This window comes from Galbibacter sp. L-19 (assembly GCF_056857615.1).
This window is the reverse complement of the sequence record NZ_JBSXNL010000067.1, coordinates 392,525-412,288: the sequence shown is the minus strand read 5'-3', so window position 1 is coordinate 412,288 and position 19,764 is coordinate 392,525. Positions and strand designations below refer to the sequence as shown.

The window sequence follows — 19,764 nt, the reverse complement described above, 5'->3', positions numbered from 1 at the left end:
GGTTTAATTCTTCAAAGCCTTTTGAATTTATTAAAAGGCTCTGCGTTGAAATGAGTTGATTTTACTTCGTTTAAATACCTTTCCCTAACTTTGCTCTGACAGGTTTCAAAAAAGGTAATTGATTGCAATTCTTATAACCTAATATTGCTCATCATCATTTGGAAAATCCTTACTTTTTACATCGTCTACATATTGAGAAATAGCACCCGTCATCTCATCATATAAATTTAAATAACGTCTTAAAAAACGTGGATGAAACTCATGTGTCATTCCCAACAAATCGTGTAATACTAAAACCTGACCATCAACGCCGTTTCCAGCACCTATTCCAATAATTGGAATAGAAACCGACTCGGCAACTTCTTTTGCTAATTTTGCTGGAATTTTTTCAAGCACAATAGCAAAACAACCTGCTCTTTCCAACAGTTTAGCATCTTCTATTAATTTAAGAGCTTCTTCTTCTTCTTTAGCTCTAACGGTATAAGTTCCAAATTTATAAATAGATTGAGGAGTAAGACCTAAATGTCCCATTACTGGAATTCCAGCATGGAGAATTCTTTTAATAGATTCTTTTATTTCCTTCCCTCCTTCTAATTTTACAGCATGTGCGCCGCTTTCTTTCATAATCCTAATTGCAGAACGCAAAGCCTCTTTTGGATCCGATTGGTAACTCCCAAAAGGTAAATCTACCACTACCAAAGCCCTATTTACAGCTCTAATTACCGAAGAAGCATGATAAATCATCTGGTCTAAAGTAATTGGAAGCGTAGTCTCGTGTCCTGCCATTACATTACTTGCAGAATCGCCAACTAAAATAACATCAATTCCAGCACCATCAACAATTTTTGCCATGGAATAATCGTAGGCTGTAAGCATTGAGATTTTCTCATTATGCTCCTTCATGTCGATAAGCGATTTTACCGTAATTCTTTTATATTCTTTTTTAGCTACTGACATTTGTTCTAATTTAAGCGATAAAATTACAGTTTTCATAACAGATTACCCATTTATATTTAAAAATTTAAAGATTGAAGGATTGAAAAATTGAAGAAGACGGAAGGCGGAAGTCAGAAGATTAAGAATTCGATAATTTACACAATCACAACTCTGTCTCTCTGAACCTTTGCATCTTTGAGTTGAAATTTAAAAATTTAAAGATTGAAGGATTAAAAAATTGAAGAAGTCGGAAGACGGAAGAAAGAAGACGGAAGGCAGAAGAATTCGATAATTTACACAATCACAACTTTGTCTCTCTGAACCTTTGCATCTTTGCATCTTTGAGTTTAAAGCTTACAGCATATAGCTTATAGCATAAAGCCTTCCGACTTCTTGTATCTGTGACTTAATCTTAAAAAATCTTCACATAATTTTTTTTAACGCTATAAAACTTCGCTTTTAAGTACAATTACAATAAATTTGAGTTTCTTATTTAAAACAGCTAATTATAATCTATTCAAATGAAAAAACTCTTATTACTATTTTTATTAGTTTCCTACAGTTGCTTAAAAGCACAATCGGAATATAGTGTTGCCGATAATTATAACAAACAAGAAGTTATGATTACTATGCGAGACGGCATTAAACTCCATACAACTATTTACAGTCCTAAAGACACTTCTAAAAAGTATCCTATTTTAATGCAGCGCACTCCATATAGTTGTCAGCCATACGGAGAAGATCAATTTCGTTCTAAAATAGGTCCTAATGAAACCATGATGAAAGAAGGAAATATCATTGTTTATCAGGATGTTCGTGGACGTTGGAACAGCGAAGGGATTTATGATAATATGCGTGCTTTTATTCCGAATAAAAAGAAAAAAGAAGTTGATGAAGCTTCCGATACCTACGATACTATAGATTGGTTGGTAAAGAATGTAAAAAACACAAATAAAAATGTGGGTGTATGGGGAATTTCTTACCCAGGATTTTATTCAACATATTCTTTATTGAGTGAGCATCCAAACCTAAAAGCCGTTTCACCACAAGCCTGTATAGCTGATTTCTTTTTTGACGATTTTCACCATAATGGGGCTTATTTATTAAGTTATTGGAGAGCTACTGCCCTCTTTGGATATGAAAAAGACAAACCAACAACCGAGTCTTGGTATAAATTTCCAGAATTAAATACAGAAGATCAATATCAGTTTTTTTTAGATGCTGGTCCACTATCTAATTTAGATGAATATTATAAAGAAGATAATGTTTTTTGGCAGCAATTGAAAGATCATCCAAATTATGATGAGTTTTGGAAGTCGAGAGGCATTATTCAACATCTAGAAGATATTAAACCAGCAACTATGGTTGTTGGAGGTTGGTTTGATGCAGAAGATTTATATGGACCGCTTACTACTTATAAAACCATTGAAAAAACTAGCAATAACTATAACACTATTGTTATGGGGCCATGGAGTCATGGAGATTGGGCGCGAACAAAAGAACGCCAGGCAATTGGAAATGTTTATTTTGGAGATAATATCTCTAAGTTTTTTCAAGAAGAAATAGAAACAAAATTCTTTAATCACTTTTTAAAAGAAGATGGAAAAGGCTCTTCTGGACTTCCAGAAGCTTACGTTTATGATACAGGAAGAAATGAATGGGAAACCTATGATGTATGGCCACCAAAAAATATTGAAGAAAAAACATACAGCTTAGGACAACACCAATCTATGGGAGAGCTAATGACAATGCAATACTCTTACGAAGAGTTTGTAAGCGATCCGAGCAAACCTGTACCGTATAGTGAAGATATTAAAATGGTCTTTACTCCTAGAAAATATATGACCGACGATCAACGTTTTGCTGCTCGACGTCCAGATGTGTTAGTTTTTGAAACTCCCGTTTTAGAAGACGATATGACAGTTATTGGAGATATTATGGCAAAGCTGAAAGTGTCTACTTCTGGAACAGCTGCAGATTGGGTAGTTAAAATAATAGATGTTTTCCCTCCAGATGCTGAAGATTATGAAGAAACACAAGATTATTTAAAAATGGATAATTACCACATGATGGTGCGTAGCGAAGTAATGCGTGGTCGTTTTAGAAATAGTTTTGAAAATCCTGAGCCTTTTGTTCCAAATGAAGAAACTGCTGTAAACATTAAGCTCCAAGATATATATCATACATTTAAAAAAGGACATAAAATGCAAGTGCAAATTCAAAGTACTTGGTTTCCTTTAATCGATATTAATCCGCAAACATATGTAGATAATATTTTTATGGCTAAGAAAGAAGATTTCAAAAAGCAAACACATAGAGTTTACAATTCCTCTAAAATCGAATTTAAAGTTTTAAATAAATAAACTTATAAAGTTTCAAAAAATAAAACAGCCCGCTTTAAACTAATTTTAAAGCGGGCTGTTTGTTTGTAACTATAATGTAATTAAGTTTTAAAACTGAAAATTTGTTTGCCACGAATTCACTAATGCATTAATTAGTATTTAGTACAAAGTATTAAGATTTTTTTTATCCATAAATCTATGAGTGAAAATAGTACTAAGTATTCAGTATACAGTATTTAGAAACTCATTCAAGCATTATCCGTGCATCTGTGGCTAAATTCATAGAAACTGAAAATTTGTTTGCCACGAATTCACTAATGCATTGATTAGTATTTATTTAGTACAAAGTAGTAAGTAGTAAGATTTTTTTATCCGTGTATCTGTGGCTAAAAAAGAATTAATCAAATTACAGGAGTAAAACTAAAAAAGGCTTCCTTTTCAGGAAGCCTTTTACTTTTAGGGTGGAAGACCGGTTTCGAACCGGCGACCTCTAGAACCACAATCTAGCGCTCTAACCAGCTGAGCTACAACCACCATTTAATTGCGGATGCAAATGTAATTCATTTTATCACTTCTGCAAAGAAAAAATAAACTTTTTTACACTAAATTTCCTAACTCATTCACTCCCAGCAATCTTTCTACAGTAAAACCTTCAGCGTGCTCCACGCCTATTAATCTCCCTAAGTCTTTCGCTCGATAATCTAGACTATCAAAAAAGTTTTTACTTGTAATTGGAGTCTCTGGTTCTTTACTATTTGGATCAAAAAACTGAGAGCTATACGCTTTAATAGCTTCAATTTTAACATCAATATAACCTGTTACATTCACTACAAAATCTGGTTCTATATTTTTCCATTGAATATAATGATACACATATTTAGGTCGCCAAGCATCTTGATTTTTACCATCCAAAGAAGTTTCAATCTTTTTTAATCCACTTAAAAAACAAGCATCGCTCACTAATTTACTTCCTTTACCATGATCTATATGTCTATCGTCAATAGAATTACAAATTACAATTTCAGGCTTGTATTTACGGATCATTTTAATTACTTCTAATTGATGCTCCTTATCGTTTACAAAAAAACCATCTGCAAAGCGTAAATTCTCTCTTACCTCTACTCCTAATATTTTTGCAGCAGCAGCAGCTTCTTCATCCCTAATTTCAGCAGTTCCTCTAGTCCCTAACTCTCCTCTAGTTAAATCTACTATCCCTACTGTTTTTCCTAATCTTATTTCTTTTGCTATGGTTGCACCACATCCTAACTCTACATCATCTGGATGCGCCCCAAATGCAAGTATATCTAATTTCATGTATCTATTTTATTATTTTTAACGGTTACATGGAACACCCAAATAATCATTTCTCTGTGTCTAAATTCAGACATGGATGTTTCATTTTATAACGTATCTTAATTATTTAGTCAAAAATACATCAATCCTTTTTAAATCCCTCATAGTGGATTTAATTCCCCTAAGTCTGTCCTGAATTTGCCTAAGGTTTTACGTCAAAATGAAAATAATATTTTATTCTGAACAACTCCCAGGATGGCACAACTAGCTTTACATTCATAGGCTTCAAGCTAATCAACTAAAAAAGCTAAACAAAATAGTTTTTATTGTTCAGCTTTTTACAAATAATTGTTATTTATTAGAATAGTTTAGAATAAAATTATTCAGGATGCATAAATTGTTGCTTCCCTAATAATTCTTCTTCACTTTCTACATGGTCATCATCTGGCACACAGCAATCCACTGGACATACTGCAGCACATTGAGGTTCTTCATGAAAACCTTTACATTCTGTACATTTATCTGGAACAATGTAATAAATTTCGTCACTTACTGGATCTTGTGCATCGTCAGCATTTACTGACTTTCCATCAGGAAGTACTACGTCTCCATTTAATGATGTTCCATCACTATATCTCCAATCGTCTGCCCCTTCATATATTGCTGTATTTGGGCATTCTGGTTCGCATGCTCCACAATTTATACATTCATCTGTTATAATAATAGCCATAATTCTACTTTTTCATTTTTTATTGTACTTGCGACAAAAACAAGTATTTATTCTTCTATCGTCGGATTTAAACTTCTCTCCTTTCAAAATAATTTAATAAGAATAAAAGTACGCCTCGGTTCTATTGTGTAAATTTGCCATGTCAAAAATAAAGACAAACAAAATCTTAACCAAATATAATGAGTGACATTCACAACAGAATTGATGCTTTTGTTAAACTTGGTGCTTTTATAGCCCAATTTACTAGCAATAAGAAGCCTGAATTTAATAATGATAAAGAAGCTGATTTTTATGATGGTTTTAAACATCAATTAAAATTAGCACAAGAGCATAATACTTGGTTTACAAACAATAACATACAATTTGCCTTACAAAATTGGGCAGATGCTTTAACCGAATCCAATTTAAAAAAATGGTTGTCGGCATATTTAATTGACGAGGTAACGCCTAAAAAAGTGGCCATTATAATGGCTGGTAACATTCCATTAGTAGGCTTTCACGATTTTTTATCGGTATTAATTATAGGGCATGAAGTTCTTGTAAAACAATCGTCAAACGATAAACATTTACTCCCCTATCTAGCAAAATATTTAGAATCTATTGAGCCTAGCTTTAAAGGAAAAATAACTTTTACCGAAGAACAAATGGAAGGTTTTGAAGCTGTTATTGCTACTGGAAGCGATAATACTTCTCGTTATTTTGAATATTATTTTGGAAGCAAACCTAATATCATCAGAAAAAATAGAAATTCTGTTGCTGTTCTTACCGGAAAGGAAACTAAAGAACAATTAGAGGCTTTAGGAAAAGATATCTTTACTTATTACGGACTTGGATGCCGAAGTGTTTCTAAGTTATTTGTACCTAATGGTTATAATTTTGACGACTTTTTTAAAGGAATGTTTCCTTATGGGGATATTATTCATCAAAATAAATATGCTAATAATTACGATTATAACAAGGCTGTTTATTTAATGAGTCTCTTTAAATTATTGGAAAATGGTTTTTTAATGCTGAAAGAAGACAAAAGTTATGCCTCTCCAATTGCAACCGTATTTTACGAAAAATATGATGATATGGATTCCTTAAAAGAAAGACTCACTGCAGATGAAGATAAAATACAATGCATAGTGGCTGATAATCTTTTTGACAATGAAGTTAATTTCGGACAAACACAACATCCTAATTTGTGGGATTATGCCGATGGAGTTGACACTATTAAATTTTTATTGAAATTATAAGTTTTTTATTCCGAATTTATATTTATTTAACCTTATTGATTAATCTCTCCTAGGAAGAAATAAGATAGCTAGGAATCTGGGTCATAATTAAAATCAATAAAGTGTAAATTTAATGGGTGTAATTTTCATAAAACCTACTAAAAAGATAGGCTAATTGCTTAATTATCTAAAAATTAGCCTTCCCTACATCTCTTTATACAAATTAAGGAGGCTATAGCAACACTCTAAAGTTTTAACATATCGAACATTAAGTATCTAACAACTCCTTTATTTTTGTTAGCAATCAAACAAAATTATTATACTTTTGATAACAGTTTTTCTTTCAGAAATTAGCAACTTTGTAAACAGTAAACACAACTAACTATTGTATGAAAAAGCATAATTTTAGTGCAGGACCCTGCATTTTACCGCAAGAGGTATTAAAAAAAGCTTCAGAAGCCGTTATCAATTTTAATGGTTTAGATTTATCACTTATAGAAATATCACACCGTAGCAAAGATTTTATTGCTGTAATGGATAAGGCTCAGGAATTAGCTTTAGAACATTTAGGGCTTCAAAATAAAGGCTATAAAGCGTTATTTTTACAAGGGGGAGCAAGTTCTCAATTTTTAAATGTTGCTTATAATTTACTTAATAAAAAAGCAGCTTATTTAAATACAGGAACTTGGTCGTCTAAAGCTATTAAAGAAGCAAAATTATTTGGAGAAGTTGTAGAAGTAGCTTCTTCTAAAGATGCCAACTTTAATTACATCCCAAAAGGCTACAGCATTCCTTCAGACATTGACTACTTTCACTGTACCTCAAACAATACTATTTTTGGAACACAGCTAAAAGAATTTCCTGAGGTTTCCGCTCCGCTTGTTTGTGATATGAGTTCTGATATTTTTTCTAGAGTTTTAGATTTTTCAAAATTTGATATTATCTACGCTGGAGCTCAGAAAAATATGGGCCCTGCGGGAACAACACTTGTAGTTGTTAAAGAAGCTATTTTAGGAAAAGTAGAAAGAGCTATTCCTTCTATGTTAGATTATAGAGTACATGCAGAAAAAGACAGTATGTTTAATACGCCTCCTGTTTTTGCAGTGTATGTTTCTATGCTTACCCTTCAATGGTTAAAAGACCTTGGTGGAGTTTCAGAAATTGAAAAAAGAAATAATGCTAAAGCAGCACTTATATATAATGAAATTGACAGAAATCCATTATTTAAAGGATTTGCTGCAAAAGAAGATCGTTCTACAATGAATGCTACTTTTAACTTAGTAGATGAAGAAGCTCATAAAGCAACTTTTGACGCTTTAGCTAAAGAAGCTGGATTAAGTGGAATTAACGGTCACCGTAGTGTAGGTGGATATAGAGCATCAATGTATAATGCTTTACCGATAGAAAGTGTTCAAGCATTGGTTGATGTAATGCAAGCACTTGAAAAACAAGCTTAAAAATTAATCACAATACAAAAATTTACTTTGATTAAGGAAAAGAAGCTAGTGAGACATTAAAAGTATTTAAAATCTATTGTTAGCAATTAAATCTTGATTATTAAGTAAATTCAATAAAAAATAAAAAAATGAAAGTATTAGCAAACGATGGTATTTCTCAAAGTGGGATCGATGCTTTAAAAAGCAAAGGTTTTGAGATTATTACTACAAAAGTAGCGCAAGAACAACTTGAAAGTTATATAAACGAAAATAATATAGATGCGCTTTTAGTGCGTAGTGCTACTAAAGTACGTAAAGAATTAATAGATGCTTGTCCCTCTTTAAAACTTATTGGTCGTGGTGGTGTTGGTATGGATAATATTGATGTAGCCTATGCAAAAGAAAAAGGACTGCATGTAATTAATACTCCTGCCGCTTCTTCTGCGTCTGTAGCCGAATTAGTTTTTGCACATTTATATGGAGGTGTTCGTTTTTTATATGATGCCAATAGAAATATGCCTTTAGAAGGTGAAAGTAAATTTGGGCAACTTAAAAAAGCATATGCTGGTGGCGTTGAACTTAGAGGTAAAACATTAGGAGTTATTGGTATTGGTAGAATTGGGCAAGAAACCGCTAAAATTGCATTAGGAGTTGGAATGAAAGTTGTTGCTTTTGATCCATTCATTGAAAATGTAACGATTCCTGTTGAATTCTTCGACGGACAAAAAGTGGAATTCAATATTAAAACTATTTCTAAAGAAGACGTTTTAAAACAAGCCGATTTTATAACCTTACATGTTCCTGCACAAAAAGAATATGTATTAGGTAAAAAGGAATTTGCTCTTTTAAAAGATGGTGTAGGAATAGTTAACGCCGCTCGTGGAGGTGTTATAGATGAAGTTGCTCTTGTTGATGCATTAGATAATAAAAAAGTTGCTTTTGCAGGAATTGATGTATTTGAAAATGAACCAACGCCAGCTATTAAAGTATTGATGCATCCAAGCATTTCTTTGACTCCGCATATTGGAGCTGCAACTGCGGAAGCTCAGGATAGAATTGGAGTTGAACTTGCAGATCAAATTGAAGCATTGCTGAAATAATCTATTACAAAATAAATTTAAAATTGATAAAAATCAGCTTATTATATAGAAAAATAAACAATACGCTATTTTGATAAAGCGTTAAATTTTCTATATTTTAAAAAAAGTCCTTCCATAGCGAAGGACTTTTTTTGTAACTTGTTGGAGATTATAACCTTTAAAAATATTTCAAATGTCAGGATTAGCATCTTTATTAGATAGCGATATAGGTCGCCAAATTATTGGAGGCATAAGTAGCGAAACAGGAACTTCAGAAGATAAAACTTCTAACCTTTTAGGCATGGCACTACCTCTATTAACTGGGGCTATGAAAAAGAACGCAACAACTCCTCAAGGAGCAGAAGGACTTATGAATGCTATTAATAACAAACATGATGGTAGTATTCTGGATAATTTAGGAGGCTTCTTTGGAGGAGGAGTAGATCAATCTGCTATTAGTGATGGTGCTGGAATTTTAAGTCATGTACTTGGTGGAAATCAACCCAATGTTGAAAATGCTTTAAGTAGCAAAACAGGGATTGATGCTGGTACAGTAAGTCAGATTCTAAAAATGGCTGCTCCCTTAATTTTAGGTTATTTAGGGAAACAAACAAAGCAAAGTAATGTTAGTGGTGCTAATGATATGAGTAGTCTTTTAGGCAGTATGCTTGGCGGACAATCTCAAGAAAACCAAAGTCTAATAACCTCTCTTATTGACAGTGATGGCGACGGAAGTGTTTTAGATGATGTGGCAGATATGGTTATTGGATCTAATAAGAAAAAAGGCGGAATTGGCGGAATGCTAGGAAATTTTTTTAATAGCTAAACCCACAATTCAATAAAGACTTAGAAAGTCAGGTTTCAATAAATCTGACTTTTTTTGTATCTTTAAAATAAAACCCCTCTCAAAAATCAACTTAATTCATTTCGACAGAGCGTCGGGGAATTAAACCTTTTAAAAGGGATTAAAACTTTATTTCTGATGAGATATATTTTCACCTTTTTTGTTTTATTCTTCCTACTTTGGTCATGTTCTTCAACTAAAAAAGCAACAACAACTTCCGAAGAAAATATGGAATTAAATATTTCTGATGAAGAAAAACAAGCTTTTAATGCCAAAGGAGCTCAAGATACAGTACGTATTGCCGATGAAGAAACAGCATATGAAATTATAATAATAGACCCTGGTTTTAACAGTTGGCTCTATAGTATTGCGCAGCCCGAAGGCTATTATTCTCAAGAATTCTTAGAAAGTAGAAATAATATTTATGTAATTAATTGGAATCAACGCGTATTAAATCCACAACGCTACAATCCTAATTTATATGAAATGCAAATAGATTACAGTCCAAATATTGATTATGGATATGAGGTAAACTATAAATTATATAATTACTTTTTATATTTTCAACGTAAATACAATCAGCGATTGGGTCCTTTTTATCCAAGAATAAATTAAGAGGGCATTCGTTTTAGACTAAATTATTAGTATGTAGTACAGAGTATTGAGTATTAAAAAGTTTTTATCTGTGGCTGTAAAAGTATTAAGAAGTTTTATCCATGAATATGTGGCTAAATAAGACATATAAAACCTAAAAAAGACCACTTTTTCAAGTAGTCTTTTCCTTTTTTCTTAAGCAATTAATTCCCAACTTACGGTAATAAAACCGTATTGATAACATGTATAACCCCGTTAGACTGGTATACATCTGCAATGGTTACTTTAGCTTTATTTCCTTTAGCATCCATAATCCATAACTTTTTTCCTTTTTGCATTACTGTTAACTCTTCTCCGTTTACTGTTTTAAGCATAGCTTTTCCCATTCCATTTTTTACAGCATCCATCAACGCTTTTGCATCCATTTTTCCAGCAATAACATGGTAAGTCAAAACTGCCTGTAGTTTTTCTTTATTTTCAGGCTTTAGAAGCATTTCTGCAGTTCCTTCAGGTAAAGCTTCAAAAGCTTTATTTGTTGGAGCAAAAACAGTAAATGGTCCGTCAGACTGCAAAGTTTCTACTAAGTCCGCAGCTTTTACTGCTGCAACTAAAGTTGTATGATCTTTAGAGTTTACCGCATTCTCTACAATGTTTTTTGTAGGGTACATTTCTGCACCACCTACCATTTTAGTTTCTTGTGCTAAAACAACTGTAGATGCTAGAACAAATACTCCTAACAACATTCCTTTTTTTAAGTTTTTAATTTTCATAATGATTTTTTTGTTTGTATTTTCTTTCAATCTCACTTACGTAAGTTTATAGATTAAGGTTTTATGGCAATACATGATTTTCTAATTATTTAACAGAAACACCACTTAAATAGCTAGCTATAAGCACTCTATTAAAAAACATATTTATTAAATTTGAAAATAGTTGAACAATTGAAATTGAAGAATGATGCTGAAAACAACCAATATAGAAGAGAAGCTTCAATCCTACAGAAACAAAACAAGCAATGAAGAGAATATCCTTTTGCAAGTACATTCTATTTTACAAAAAGATGCTACCCATATAGCTCAAATAAAAAGTAACCTTGCAGCTACTACCAAAAAGAATAATGCCTTCAAAATTGATTTATTAGATGCTAACAAAATTTATCACATAAGTCAAATTAAAAAAATATGCATTGATTATAGATTACGATTTTTAAGTTCTAAATATTTTAAAGGACAAATTCCACAAGAAGCAATTTCAGCTATAAAGGAATTAGAGAAATTACATCAAACTACTATAAACGGACATCAAATAATTGCTCCTTCTAAACTTTTTAAACTTGAAAATGCAGATGATCCCCTACTCTTTGCTCCCATAGGAAACGATTATTATTATTTAATATATAAATGGGGGAACGATCTGCATCCGCTAAGAAAATTAGCTGTAATGCCGTTTAAAAATCTTTTTAATCTTATCATTTTAATACTTGGACTAAGCTTTGTTGTTGCAAAGTTGATCCCAATGGAATTATTTACAAGAGAAAAAAGTAGCGTCTATTTTTTAGTGCTCTATTTTTTTATATTTAAAATGATAGCTAGTATTACATTGTTTTATGGAGTTGCATTGGGGAAAAATTTTAACAATGTGATATGGAAAAATAAATATTTTAATGCTTAGCTTTAAGTTATGGAAAACAAAGATTACATAAGAATATTTACTGGGAGTGATATTCAAGGTACTTTTATAAAAAGTAAACTAGAAGAAGTTGGAATTAGTCCAATTATAAAAAATGAAACCGAATCTGCTAGATTAGCTGGTTTTGGTCCTTCCATAGTAAATCAAATACAGATATTTGTTCATAAAGATGAGCATACTGCTGCATTAGAAATATTGGCCACTGTTGATGGTGGAGTTAATTAATCGTCTTTTTAAAATATAAAAAACACTAGGCTGTGTAAAAAGTAATTAAACTCTAAATACCATCCTGATCTTGAAATATAATCCTGAGCTTGTCGAAGGATTCTTTTGAGTGCTAGCTACTTGAAAACTTCGACAAGCTCAGTTCGACAAACTCAGTTTGACTATTATAAATTACTTTTTACACAGCCTAGTGTTTTAGTTTTGAAACTTTTGTTGAATTACAAAATATAATCTGTACTAACAAAGTTAGAAGCTTTACTTCCTAAGAGATCATTTAAAATACGATTATTGTAATCGTTATCTTTAGAAGCTACAAAGGTTCTAATTGAAAAAGAACGTAATGCATCATGCACACTTAAAGTTCCTACAGCAGAGTCTTTTCTTCCTGTAAATGGATAAACATCTGGTCCACGTTGACAAGAACTATTTAAGTTTACTCTACAAACTAAGTTTACTAAAGTATCTATTAGTGGCGCCAATGTACGGATATCCGCTCCAAATAAACTTACCTGTTGCCCATAATTAGAATTAGCAATATCATCCAAAGGCTCATCTATATTTTTAAAAGGAACAATAGGAATAACAGGGCCAAATTGCTCTTCGTTAAAAACCCGCATTTCTTTATTTACAGGGTATAAAACGGCAGGAAAAATATAGTTATCGGTAATTTTTCCTCCTTTTCCATTCACAACCGTAGCTCCGTGTGCTTTAGCATCTTCTATTAACTCTTGAATGTAGTTTGGTTTTTCAGGCTCTGGAAGTGGTGTTAATTTAGCGCCATCTTCCCACGGGTTTCCAAACTTTAATTCGTCTACACGCTTAGAAAAACGTTTATTAAATTCTTCTATAATATCTTCATGAACATACACTAATTTTAAAGCAGTACAACGCTGCCCATTAAAAGAGAGAGTTCCAGCAATACACTCGTTAATAGCTAAGTCTAAATCGGCATCTCTTAAAACAATTGCAGGGTTTTTAGCTTCCAAACCTAAAACTAAACGCAATCTATTTTTATGAGGATGCTGATCTTGCAAAGCAACTGCCGATTTACTGTTTCCAATAAGCGCAAGTACATCTACTCTTCCAGATTTCATAATTGGTGCTGCTACCTCTCTCCCTCTACCGTAAACTATATTAACCACTCCTTTAGGAAAACTATTTCTAAAAGCCTCTAAAAGCGGCGTTATTAATAACACCCCATGCTTTGCTGGTTTAAAAATTGCAGTATTCCCCATAATCAATGCTGGGATTAATAAGGCAAAAGTTTCATTTAGCGGATAATTGTAAGGTCCTAAACAAAGTACAATTCCTAATGGTCCACGACGGATATGTGCATAAATACCATCTCGCTTTTTAAAATTAGCAGAATCTCTATCTAATTGCTTATAGTCTTCAATAGTATCATAAATATATTCTACCGTTCTATCAAACTCCTTCTCCGAGTCTGGTAAATTTTTACCAATCTCCCACATTAAAAGCTTTACAACTTCCTCTCTTTTGGTTTCCATTTGCTTTACAAACTTCTCCATACAAGCAACACGATCTGCAACCTTCATGGTTGGCCATAAACCTTTTCCTTTATCAAAAGCTTTTGCAGCAGCCTCTAATGCTTCGTCAGCTTCAGGCTCGCTCATATAAGGAATACTTCCTAAAAGTGTAGGCTTATAATCTTCTGTAGAAGAAATTGTAGAATACACTTCAGTAGTTTTTCCTGTCCATGGTTTTAGTTGCCCTCCCACCAAAAATTTATTTTGATGTACGAGTTCCGTTATTTGGTATTTTTCTGGTATTTCATTAAAAGTTTTGGTTTCCATAGATTATTTTTTTTAAAGACAGTATACTGCCATTACAAATAGTACCGCTAAAGTTCGGAATTCTAGCATTAAATATCAATATATTTAAGCAGTAATAACTTTATATTAAGATTGCTTTATACCAAATATTGAAAAAGGTCTGGTTTATTATTTAAATACTCTCCAAAGAAATTTTTAGATTTCATTCGTTCAATTAGCGGATCTAAATCGGATGGATTTTTCAACTCAATCCCCACCACTGCTGGAGCGTTTTCTTTCGCATTTTTTTTGGTATACTGAAAGTGAGTGATATCATCCGTTGGTCCTAAAATTTCAGCAACAAACTCCTTTAAAGCTCCTGCTCTCTGAGGAAAACGAATAATAAAATAATGCTTTAAATTTGCGTATAATAAAGCTCGCTCTTTTATTTCCGCAGTTCTCGTAATATCGTTATTACTCCCACTTACTACACAAACAACATTTTTACCTTTCAGCTTATCTTTAAATTGTTCTAAAGCAGAAAGAGTTAAAGCGCCTGCTGGCTCTACAACAATTGCATCTTTATTGTATAAATCTAAAATTTCCTGACAAACCTTTCCCTCTGGAACCGTAATCATTTCATCTAATAATTGCTGACAAATAGCAAAGGTACGGTCTCCCACACGTTGAACTGCAGCGCCATCCACAAATTTATCAATCTCTTGTAGCTCTGTATTTTTTTTATTCTGAAGCGAAGTTTTCATCGAAGGAGCCCCCATAGGTTCTACCCCAATAATTTTAGTTTGCGGAGAAAGAACATCAAAAACACTTGCCAATCCAGAAGCCAATCCACCGCCACCAATGGCTACAAAAACATAATCAATCCTCTTTTTTGTCTGTTCTAAAATTTCAAGACCAACTGTTGCTTGTCCCTCAATAACTTTTTCATCATCAAAAGGATGTACAAATGTTTTTCCAACGCGTTTACATTCTGTCATTGCCGCCTTATAAGCATCATCAAAGGTATCTCCTTCTAAAACAATGTCTATATAGTCTTCTCCAAACATTTGTACTTGCTCAATTTTTTGTTGAGGCGTGGGAGCTGGCATGTAAATAGTACCTTTAATTTTAAGTTCTTTACAAGAAAAAGCTACTCCTTGAGAATGGTTTCCTGCAGAAGCGCATACAATTCCCTTTTCTCTTTCTTCTTTAGTTAGCGAACTAATTTTATTATATGCCCCTCTAATTTTATAAGAACGTACTACTTGCAAATCTTCTCTTTTGAGCATGATATTAGCATCAAATTCTTTAGAATATCTTAGGCTATGTGTTAAAGGCGTAACTGCTGCAACCCCATTGAGGGTAGCAGCAGCTTTTCTTACATTTTCTAATGTTGGCATGTAAACTGTTTTTGTTTCCATAATTATTAGCGTATCTAAAACTCTCCTAAGGATTAAAATTTTAGATGATTTTTAGATTTTCCATACGTTGCCTTTTCTTTCTTGAAGGCTCCTTATGGTTAATTAAACAATCTTTTTCATAGCTGTCATAGAAGTACGCAACCAAGCTCCTACTTCTTCTACAGGGTGATTACGAATTTGATCGTTAATTTCTATCAACTCCTTATTATCAACTCCATTTGTATTTGAAAAAGGCTTGCCAATAATGTTAGTATCAACCTTTTTCATAAAATCGGTTAATAATGGTTTACATGCATGATCGAATAAATAACATCCATACTCTGCTGTATCAGAAATTACTCGATTCATTTCAAATAATTTCTTTCTCGCAATGGTATTTGCAATAAGCGGTGTTTCGTGTAACGATTCGTAATATGCTGATTCTTCAATAATTCCGGCTTCAGTCATCGTTTCGAAAGCTAATTCAACTCCTGATTTTACAAAAGCTACCATCAACACCGCATTGTCAAAGTACTCTTGCTCAGAGATAGCAACATCTGCTGCTGGTGTTTTCTCAAAAGCAGTTTCTCCAGTTGCAGCTCTCCAAGTATGTAAGTTTTTATCGTCGTTAGCCCAATCTTCCATCATTGTTTTAGAAAAATGGCCACTCATAATGTCGTCCATATGTTTTTGGAAAAGCGGACGCATAATTTCTTTTAATTCTTCTGAAATTTTAAAAGCTTCAATTTTAGCAGGATTTGACAAACGATCCATCATATTGGTAATCCCACCATATTTAAGAGCCTCTGTGATAGTTTCCCATCCGTATTGAATTAATTTTGAAGCATATCCAGGGTCGATTCCTTTTTCTACCATTTTATCAAAAGATAGAATAGAACCGGTTTGCAAAAGACCACAAAGAATGGTTTGTTCTCCCATTAAATCAGATTTTACTTCTGCAACAAAAGAAGAACGCAATACGCCTGCTTTATGTCCACCAGTTGCAGCAGCATAAGCTTTAGCTTGCTCTAATCCTTTTCCTTCTGGATCATTCTCTGGGTGTACCGCTATTAAAGTAGGAACTCCAAAACCTCTTTTATATTCTTCTCTAACTTCTGAACCAGGACATTTTGGCGCCACCATAATTACGGTAATATCTTCACGAATTTTCATTCCTTCTTCAACAATATTAAATCCGTGAGAATAAGATAAAGTAGCTCCTTTTTTCATTAAAGGCATAATAGTACTTACCACATCTGTATGTTGCTTGTCTGGCGTAAGATTACAAACTAAGTCGGCTGTAGGAATTAACTCTTTATAAGTCCCTACTGTAAATCCATTTTCTGATGCATTTACAAAAGATTGTCTTTTTTCTTTGATTGCCCCTTCACGTAATGCATAGGAAACATCCAATCCAGAATCTCTCATATTAAGCCCTTGATTAAGCCCTTGAGCACCACACCCTACAATTACTACTTTTTTACCTTTTAACTTTTCTACACCATCACTAAATTCTGAAATATCCATAAATTCACATACTCCCAATTGCTCTAATTGTTGTCTAAGTGAAAGTGTATTAAAATAATTTGCCATTTTGTGTTTATTAATTTTAGTTGTTTTTATTTATTGTCTCACTAAATGAGATTTAATTCTCCGATATTCTACATCGAAATGAATTAAGGTTGTTTCTTTTAAATACCCCGTTAGGATTGCCACGAGGTAGTTTTATTTTATTGATATTGAAATTCTTTTAAAATATTAGAAATTTGCATTTCTGATTTAGAGACTGAAATTCTCCCAGAACGTACAAATTGCATAATCCCATATGGCTTTAACTGTTCGTACATCTCTTCAATTTCTTCGCGTCTTCCCGATTTAGAAATCACAAAAAACTCTGGAGAAACAGTTACAATTTCTGAATGATTATCTTTTATAATATTCTGAATCTGACGTTCATCAAACAACAAATTAGAAGCTATTTTAAACAAAGCTGACTCCTGAAAAATAGTTTCTTCATTTGTATGATAATACGCTTTAATAACTTCAATTTGTTTTTCAATCTGACCTACAATTTTACGTACCCAATCTTCCGTAGAATAAATAACAATTGTAAATTTAGAAACATCCTCAATCTCTGATTTAGAAACATTTAGACTTTCTATATTAATGTGTCTCTTTAAGAATATTCCTGATATTCTATTTAATAATCCTACATTATTTTCAGAATAAACCGATATCGTATATGTTTTATTTTCTTCCATTATTATTTTAGTATTAAGTAGTCGGGAAAGTGTTGAATTATAATTTTCAGTAAATAACAGTTGCTCGTTATCATTCTATTTTTAGAACTTTTTTAACCTTCAACTTTACAAACTTTAAAACTCTTTCAACCTCTCCCTTTACAAACTCATCTCTTAACTTAAACGAATATCTGAAACCGAAGCTCCTGTAGGAATCATCGGAAACACATTATCTTCTTTTTCTACACCAACTTCTAAGAAATAAGCATCTGGAGATGCCATCATTTCTTTAACTGCTGCTTCTAAATCTTCTCTTTTGGTAACTTTTTTAGCTTGAATATGGTATCCTTCAGCAATGGCTACAAAATTTGGATTAGTCATTTCTGTAGAAGCATAACGCTTATCAAAAAACAACTGTTGCCATTGGCGAACCATTCCTAAAAATTCGTTATTTAATACCACTATTTTTACTGGAACTTTAGTTTGAAAAATAGTTCCCAACTCCTGAATAGTCATTTGGTACCCACCATCTCCAATAATAGCTACAACTTGTCTTTCTGGAGCTCCCATTTTTGCTCCAATTGCAGCAGGAAGTGCAAATCCCATTGTTCCTAATCCCCCAGAAGTAATATTACTTTTAGAAGTATTAAATTTTGCATATCTACACGCAATCATTTGATGCTGACCCACATCTGATACAATTACAGCTTCATGATTGGAGGCTATATTTATTTGTTCGATAACTTCTCCCATTGTTAAACCTTCTTTCTCTGGGTGAATATCGTTTTTGATAACCTTATCAAACTCTATTTTATAGCGGTCTTTAAACTCATTATGCCATGCTTCGTGTTTATTTTCTTTCACCAAAGGTAATAAGGCACTTAAAGTTTCTTTTACATTTCCTAAAACAGGTACATCTGCATGCACATTTTTATTAATTTCGGCAGGATCAATCTCAAAATGTATCACTTTAGCTTGCTTTGCATAAGTAGATAAGTCGCCCGTTACCCGGTCATCAAATCGCATTCCTAAAGCAATTAGCAAATCACATTCGTTTGTCAATACATTTGGCGCATAATTTCCGTGCATCCCTACCATTCCTACATTTAAAGGATGTGAAGATGACAAGGCAGAAGCCCCAAGAATAGTCCAAGCTGCAGGAATTCCAGATTTCTCAACAAAAGATTTCAATTCTTCTTCTGCTTTTCCTAAAATAATTCCTTGTCCCCAAACAATCATTGGTTTTTTAGCACTATTAATTAATGCTGCCGCTTCTTCAATTTTAGAAGGATTTAAGGTTGGATTTGCAGTATAACTACGAATAGCAGTACATTTTTGATAATCAAAATCAAACTCCTCAAATTGCGCATTTTTGGTAATATCTACCAAAACAGGACCTGGGCGACCAGATTTAGCAATATAAAATGCTTTTGCCATAATTTCTGGTATCTCAGAAGCCTCTGTAATTTGATAGTTCCATTTAGTTACTGGTGTTGATATTCCAACGATATCGGTTTCCTGAAAAGCATCAGAACCCAATAAATGACGAGCAACTTGACCTGTAATACAGACCATTGGAGTGGAATCTATTTGAGCATCTGCAATTCCAGTAATTAAGTTAGTAGCTCCTGGTCCAGAAGTAGCCATTGCCACCCCTACTTTACCAGAAACTCTAGCATAACCCTGTGCAGCGTGCGTAGCACCCTGCTCATGCCTTGTTAATACATGATGAAGCTTATCTCTAAATTTATAAAGTTCATCGTAAATTGGCATTATGGCTCCTCCAGGATATCCATAAATAGTTTCAATGCCTTCGGCTAACAAACAGTGTATTACTGCTTCAGCACCCGAAATTCTAATCTTAGTTCCGGTCTTACTTTCTTCTTTTTTCAATGTCTTTACTTCCATAAGTACAATCTATTAGTTGCCAACTCACGCTGCAATTATCAAATTGATGTTAGTCTTTT

At 32.9% G+C, this 19,764-nt stretch carries 17 protein-coding genes and 1 tRNA gene; 8 read left to right on the top strand and 10 right to left on the bottom strand.

What is annotated here, in order from left to right:
• Window positions 1-138: 138 nt before the first annotated feature.
• The gene (gene panB, locus AC13CQ_RS15130; RefSeq protein ID WP_040880132.1) at window positions 139-957 is read right to left on the bottom strand and encodes a 3-methyl-2-oxobutanoate hydroxymethyltransferase; all 819 of its coding nucleotides are present in this window, start codon (window positions 955-957) and stop codon (window positions 139-141) included.
• Between the two features lie 500 nt (window positions 958-1,457).
• On the opposite strand from panB, the gene AC13CQ_RS15125 reads away from it, so the two are divergent.
• Window positions 1,458-3,299 (top strand): CocE/NonD family hydrolase, encoded by a 1,842-nt coding sequence (locus AC13CQ_RS15125; RefSeq protein WP_456867006.1) that lies wholly within the window; start codon window positions 1,458-1,460, stop codon window positions 3,297-3,299.
• Window positions 3,300-3,737: 438 nt separating this feature from the next.
• Here AC13CQ_RS15125 and AC13CQ_RS15120 read toward each other — a convergent pair.
• The 3 genes from AC13CQ_RS15120 to AC13CQ_RS15110 form a co-directional block, all read right to left on the bottom strand.
• Window positions 3,738-3,813, bottom strand: a tRNA-His gene (locus tag AC13CQ_RS15120).
• 62 nt (window positions 3,814-3,875) lie between these two features.
• Window positions 3,876-4,592 carry a bacillithiol biosynthesis deacetylase BshB1 gene (gene bshB1, locus AC13CQ_RS15115; protein ID WP_335589036.1) on the bottom strand — a complete coding sequence of 239 codons (717 nt, stop codon included), beginning with the start codon at window positions 4,590-4,592 and terminating at the stop codon, window positions 3,876-3,878.
• A 358-nt stretch (window positions 4,593-4,950) separates the two neighbouring features.
• Window positions 4,951-5,301 carry a 4Fe-4S dicluster domain-containing protein gene (locus AC13CQ_RS15110; protein WP_008614804.1) on the bottom strand — a complete coding sequence of 117 codons (351 nt, stop codon included), beginning with the start codon at window positions 5,299-5,301 and terminating at the stop codon, window positions 4,951-4,953.
• A gap of 179 nt (window positions 5,302-5,480) precedes the next feature.
• Between AC13CQ_RS15110 and AC13CQ_RS15105 the strand changes: the two genes are divergently transcribed.
• The 5 genes from AC13CQ_RS15105 to AC13CQ_RS15085 all read left to right on the top strand — a co-directional run bounded on the left by AC13CQ_RS15105 (window position 5,481) and on the right by AC13CQ_RS15085 (window position 10,492).
• Window positions 5,481-6,539, top strand: a complete 1,059-nt coding sequence (locus tag AC13CQ_RS15105; protein WP_474507216.1) for an acyl-CoA reductase — start codon at window positions 5,481-5,483, stop codon at window positions 6,537-6,539.
• A 368-nt stretch (window positions 6,540-6,907) separates the two neighbouring features.
• Entirely contained in the window at window positions 6,908-7,975 is a 1,068-nt protein-coding gene (gene serC / locus AC13CQ_RS15100) for a 3-phosphoserine/phosphohydroxythreonine transaminase (protein ID WP_456867013.1), read from the top strand.
• A 128-nt stretch (window positions 7,976-8,103) separates the two neighbouring features.
• Window positions 8,104-9,054 (top strand): D-2-hydroxyacid dehydrogenase, encoded by a 951-nt coding sequence (locus AC13CQ_RS15095; RefSeq protein WP_008614801.1) that lies wholly within the window; start codon window positions 8,104-8,106, stop codon window positions 9,052-9,054.
• Window positions 9,055-9,226: 172 nt separating this feature from the next.
• Window positions 9,227-9,859, top strand: coding sequence for a DUF937 domain-containing protein (locus AC13CQ_RS15090; protein WP_008614800.1), 633 nt, complete (start codon window positions 9,227-9,229; stop codon window positions 9,857-9,859).
• A 156-nt stretch (window positions 9,860-10,015) separates the two neighbouring features.
• Entirely contained in the window at window positions 10,016-10,492 is a 477-nt protein-coding gene (locus AC13CQ_RS15085) for a DUF6146 family protein (RefSeq protein ID WP_008614799.1), read from the top strand.
• Window positions 10,493-10,686: 194 nt separating this feature from the next.
• Here the strand turns inward: AC13CQ_RS15085 and AC13CQ_RS15080 are convergent, their stop codons facing one another.
• Window positions 10,687-11,241, bottom strand: coding sequence for a fasciclin domain-containing protein (locus AC13CQ_RS15080; protein WP_474507215.1), 555 nt, complete (start codon window positions 11,239-11,241; stop codon window positions 10,687-10,689).
• A 184-nt stretch (window positions 11,242-11,425) separates the two neighbouring features.
• On the opposite strand from AC13CQ_RS15080, the gene AC13CQ_RS15075 reads away from it, so the two are divergent.
• Entirely contained in the window at window positions 11,426-12,142 is a 717-nt protein-coding gene (locus AC13CQ_RS15075) for a hypothetical protein (protein ID WP_337900654.1), read from the top strand.
• A 9-nt stretch (window positions 12,143-12,151) separates the two neighbouring features.
• Window positions 12,152-12,385, top strand: coding sequence for a putative signal transducing protein (locus tag AC13CQ_RS15070; RefSeq protein ID WP_474507214.1), 234 nt, complete (start codon window positions 12,152-12,154; stop codon window positions 12,383-12,385).
• Between the two features lie 218 nt (window positions 12,386-12,603).
• Here the strand turns inward: AC13CQ_RS15070 and AC13CQ_RS15065 are convergent, their stop codons facing one another.
• The 5 genes from AC13CQ_RS15065 to ilvB all read right to left on the bottom strand — a co-directional run bounded on the left by AC13CQ_RS15065 (window position 12,604) and on the right by ilvB (window position 19,705).
• Entirely contained in the window at window positions 12,604-14,199 is a 1,596-nt protein-coding gene (locus AC13CQ_RS15065; protein ID WP_008614792.1) for an NADP-dependent glyceraldehyde-3-phosphate dehydrogenase, read from the bottom strand.
• A 116-nt stretch (window positions 14,200-14,315) separates the two neighbouring features.
• The gene (ilvA, locus tag AC13CQ_RS15060; protein ID WP_008614789.1) at window positions 14,316-15,557 is read right to left on the bottom strand and encodes a threonine ammonia-lyase IlvA; all 1,242 of its coding nucleotides are present in this window, start codon (window positions 15,555-15,557) and stop codon (window positions 14,316-14,318) included.
• A gap of 123 nt (window positions 15,558-15,680) precedes the next feature.
• On the bottom strand, window positions 15,681-17,150 hold the full coding sequence (gene ilvC / locus AC13CQ_RS15055) for a ketol-acid reductoisomerase (protein ID WP_337900652.1): 1,470 nt from the start codon (window positions 17,148-17,150) through the stop codon (window positions 15,681-15,683).
• Window positions 17,151-17,287: 137 nt separating this feature from the next.
• A complete protein-coding gene (ilvN, locus tag AC13CQ_RS15050) occupies window positions 17,288-17,818 on the bottom strand; it encodes an acetolactate synthase small subunit (RefSeq protein WP_008614785.1) in 531 nt (176 codons plus the stop codon).
• A 153-nt stretch (window positions 17,819-17,971) separates the two neighbouring features.
• Window positions 17,972-19,705 carry a biosynthetic-type acetolactate synthase large subunit gene (ilvB, locus tag AC13CQ_RS15045; protein ID WP_008614783.1) on the bottom strand — a complete coding sequence of 578 codons (1,734 nt, stop codon included), beginning with the start codon at window positions 19,703-19,705 and terminating at the stop codon, window positions 17,972-17,974.
• Window positions 19,706-19,764 lie beyond the last annotated feature (59 nt).

Coding starts and splice junctions, on each gene's coding strand:
- AC13CQ_RS15105 (WP_474507216.1), top strand. CDS start 5,481: ATGAGTGACATTCACAACAGAATTGATGCTTTTGTTAAACTTGGTGCT.
- AC13CQ_RS15080 (WP_474507215.1), bottom strand. CDS start 11,241: ATGAAAATTAAAAACTTAAAAAAAGGAATGTTGTTAGGAGTATTTGTT.
- AC13CQ_RS15085 (WP_008614799.1), top strand. CDS start 10,016: ATGAGATATATTTTCACCTTTTTTGTTTTATTCTTCCTACTTTGGTCA.
- AC13CQ_RS15075 (WP_337900654.1), top strand. CDS start 11,426: ATGATGCTGAAAACAACCAATATAGAAGAGAAGCTTCAATCCTACAGA.
- ilvC (WP_337900652.1), bottom strand. CDS start 17,150: ATGGCAAATTATTTTAATACACTTTCACTTAGACAACAATTAGAGCAA.
- AC13CQ_RS15070 (WP_474507214.1), top strand. CDS start 12,152: ATGGAAAACAAAGATTACATAAGAATATTTACTGGGAGTGATATTCAA.
- bshB1 (WP_335589036.1), bottom strand. CDS start 4,592: ATGAAATTAGATATACTTGCATTTGGGGCGCATCCAGATGATGTAGAG.
- ilvA (WP_008614789.1), bottom strand. CDS start 15,557: ATGCCAACATTAGAAAATGTAAGAAAAGCTGCTGCTACCCTCAATGGG.
- AC13CQ_RS15090 (WP_008614800.1), top strand. CDS start 9,227: ATGTCAGGATTAGCATCTTTATTAGATAGCGATATAGGTCGCCAAATT.
- panB (WP_040880132.1), bottom strand. CDS start 957: ATGTCAGTAGCTAAAAAAGAATATAAAAGAATTACGGTAAAATCGCTT.
- AC13CQ_RS15095 (WP_008614801.1), top strand. CDS start 8,104: ATGAAAGTATTAGCAAACGATGGTATTTCTCAAAGTGGGATCGATGCT.
- AC13CQ_RS15065 (WP_008614792.1), bottom strand. CDS start 14,199: ATGGAAACCAAAACTTTTAATGAAATACCAGAAAAATACCAAATAACG.
- ilvN (WP_008614785.1), bottom strand. CDS start 17,818: ATGGAAGAAAATAAAACATATACGATATCGGTTTATTCTGAAAATAAT.
- ilvB (WP_008614783.1), bottom strand. CDS start 19,705: ATGGAAGTAAAGACATTGAAAAAAGAAGAAAGTAAGACCGGAACTAAG.
- serC (WP_456867013.1), top strand. CDS start 6,908: ATGAAAAAGCATAATTTTAGTGCAGGACCCTGCATTTTACCGCAAGAG.
- AC13CQ_RS15110 (WP_008614804.1), bottom strand. CDS start 5,301: ATGGCTATTATTATAACAGATGAATGTATAAATTGTGGAGCATGCGAA.
- AC13CQ_RS15125 (WP_456867006.1), top strand. CDS start 1,458: ATGAAAAAACTCTTATTACTATTTTTATTAGTTTCCTACAGTTGCTTA.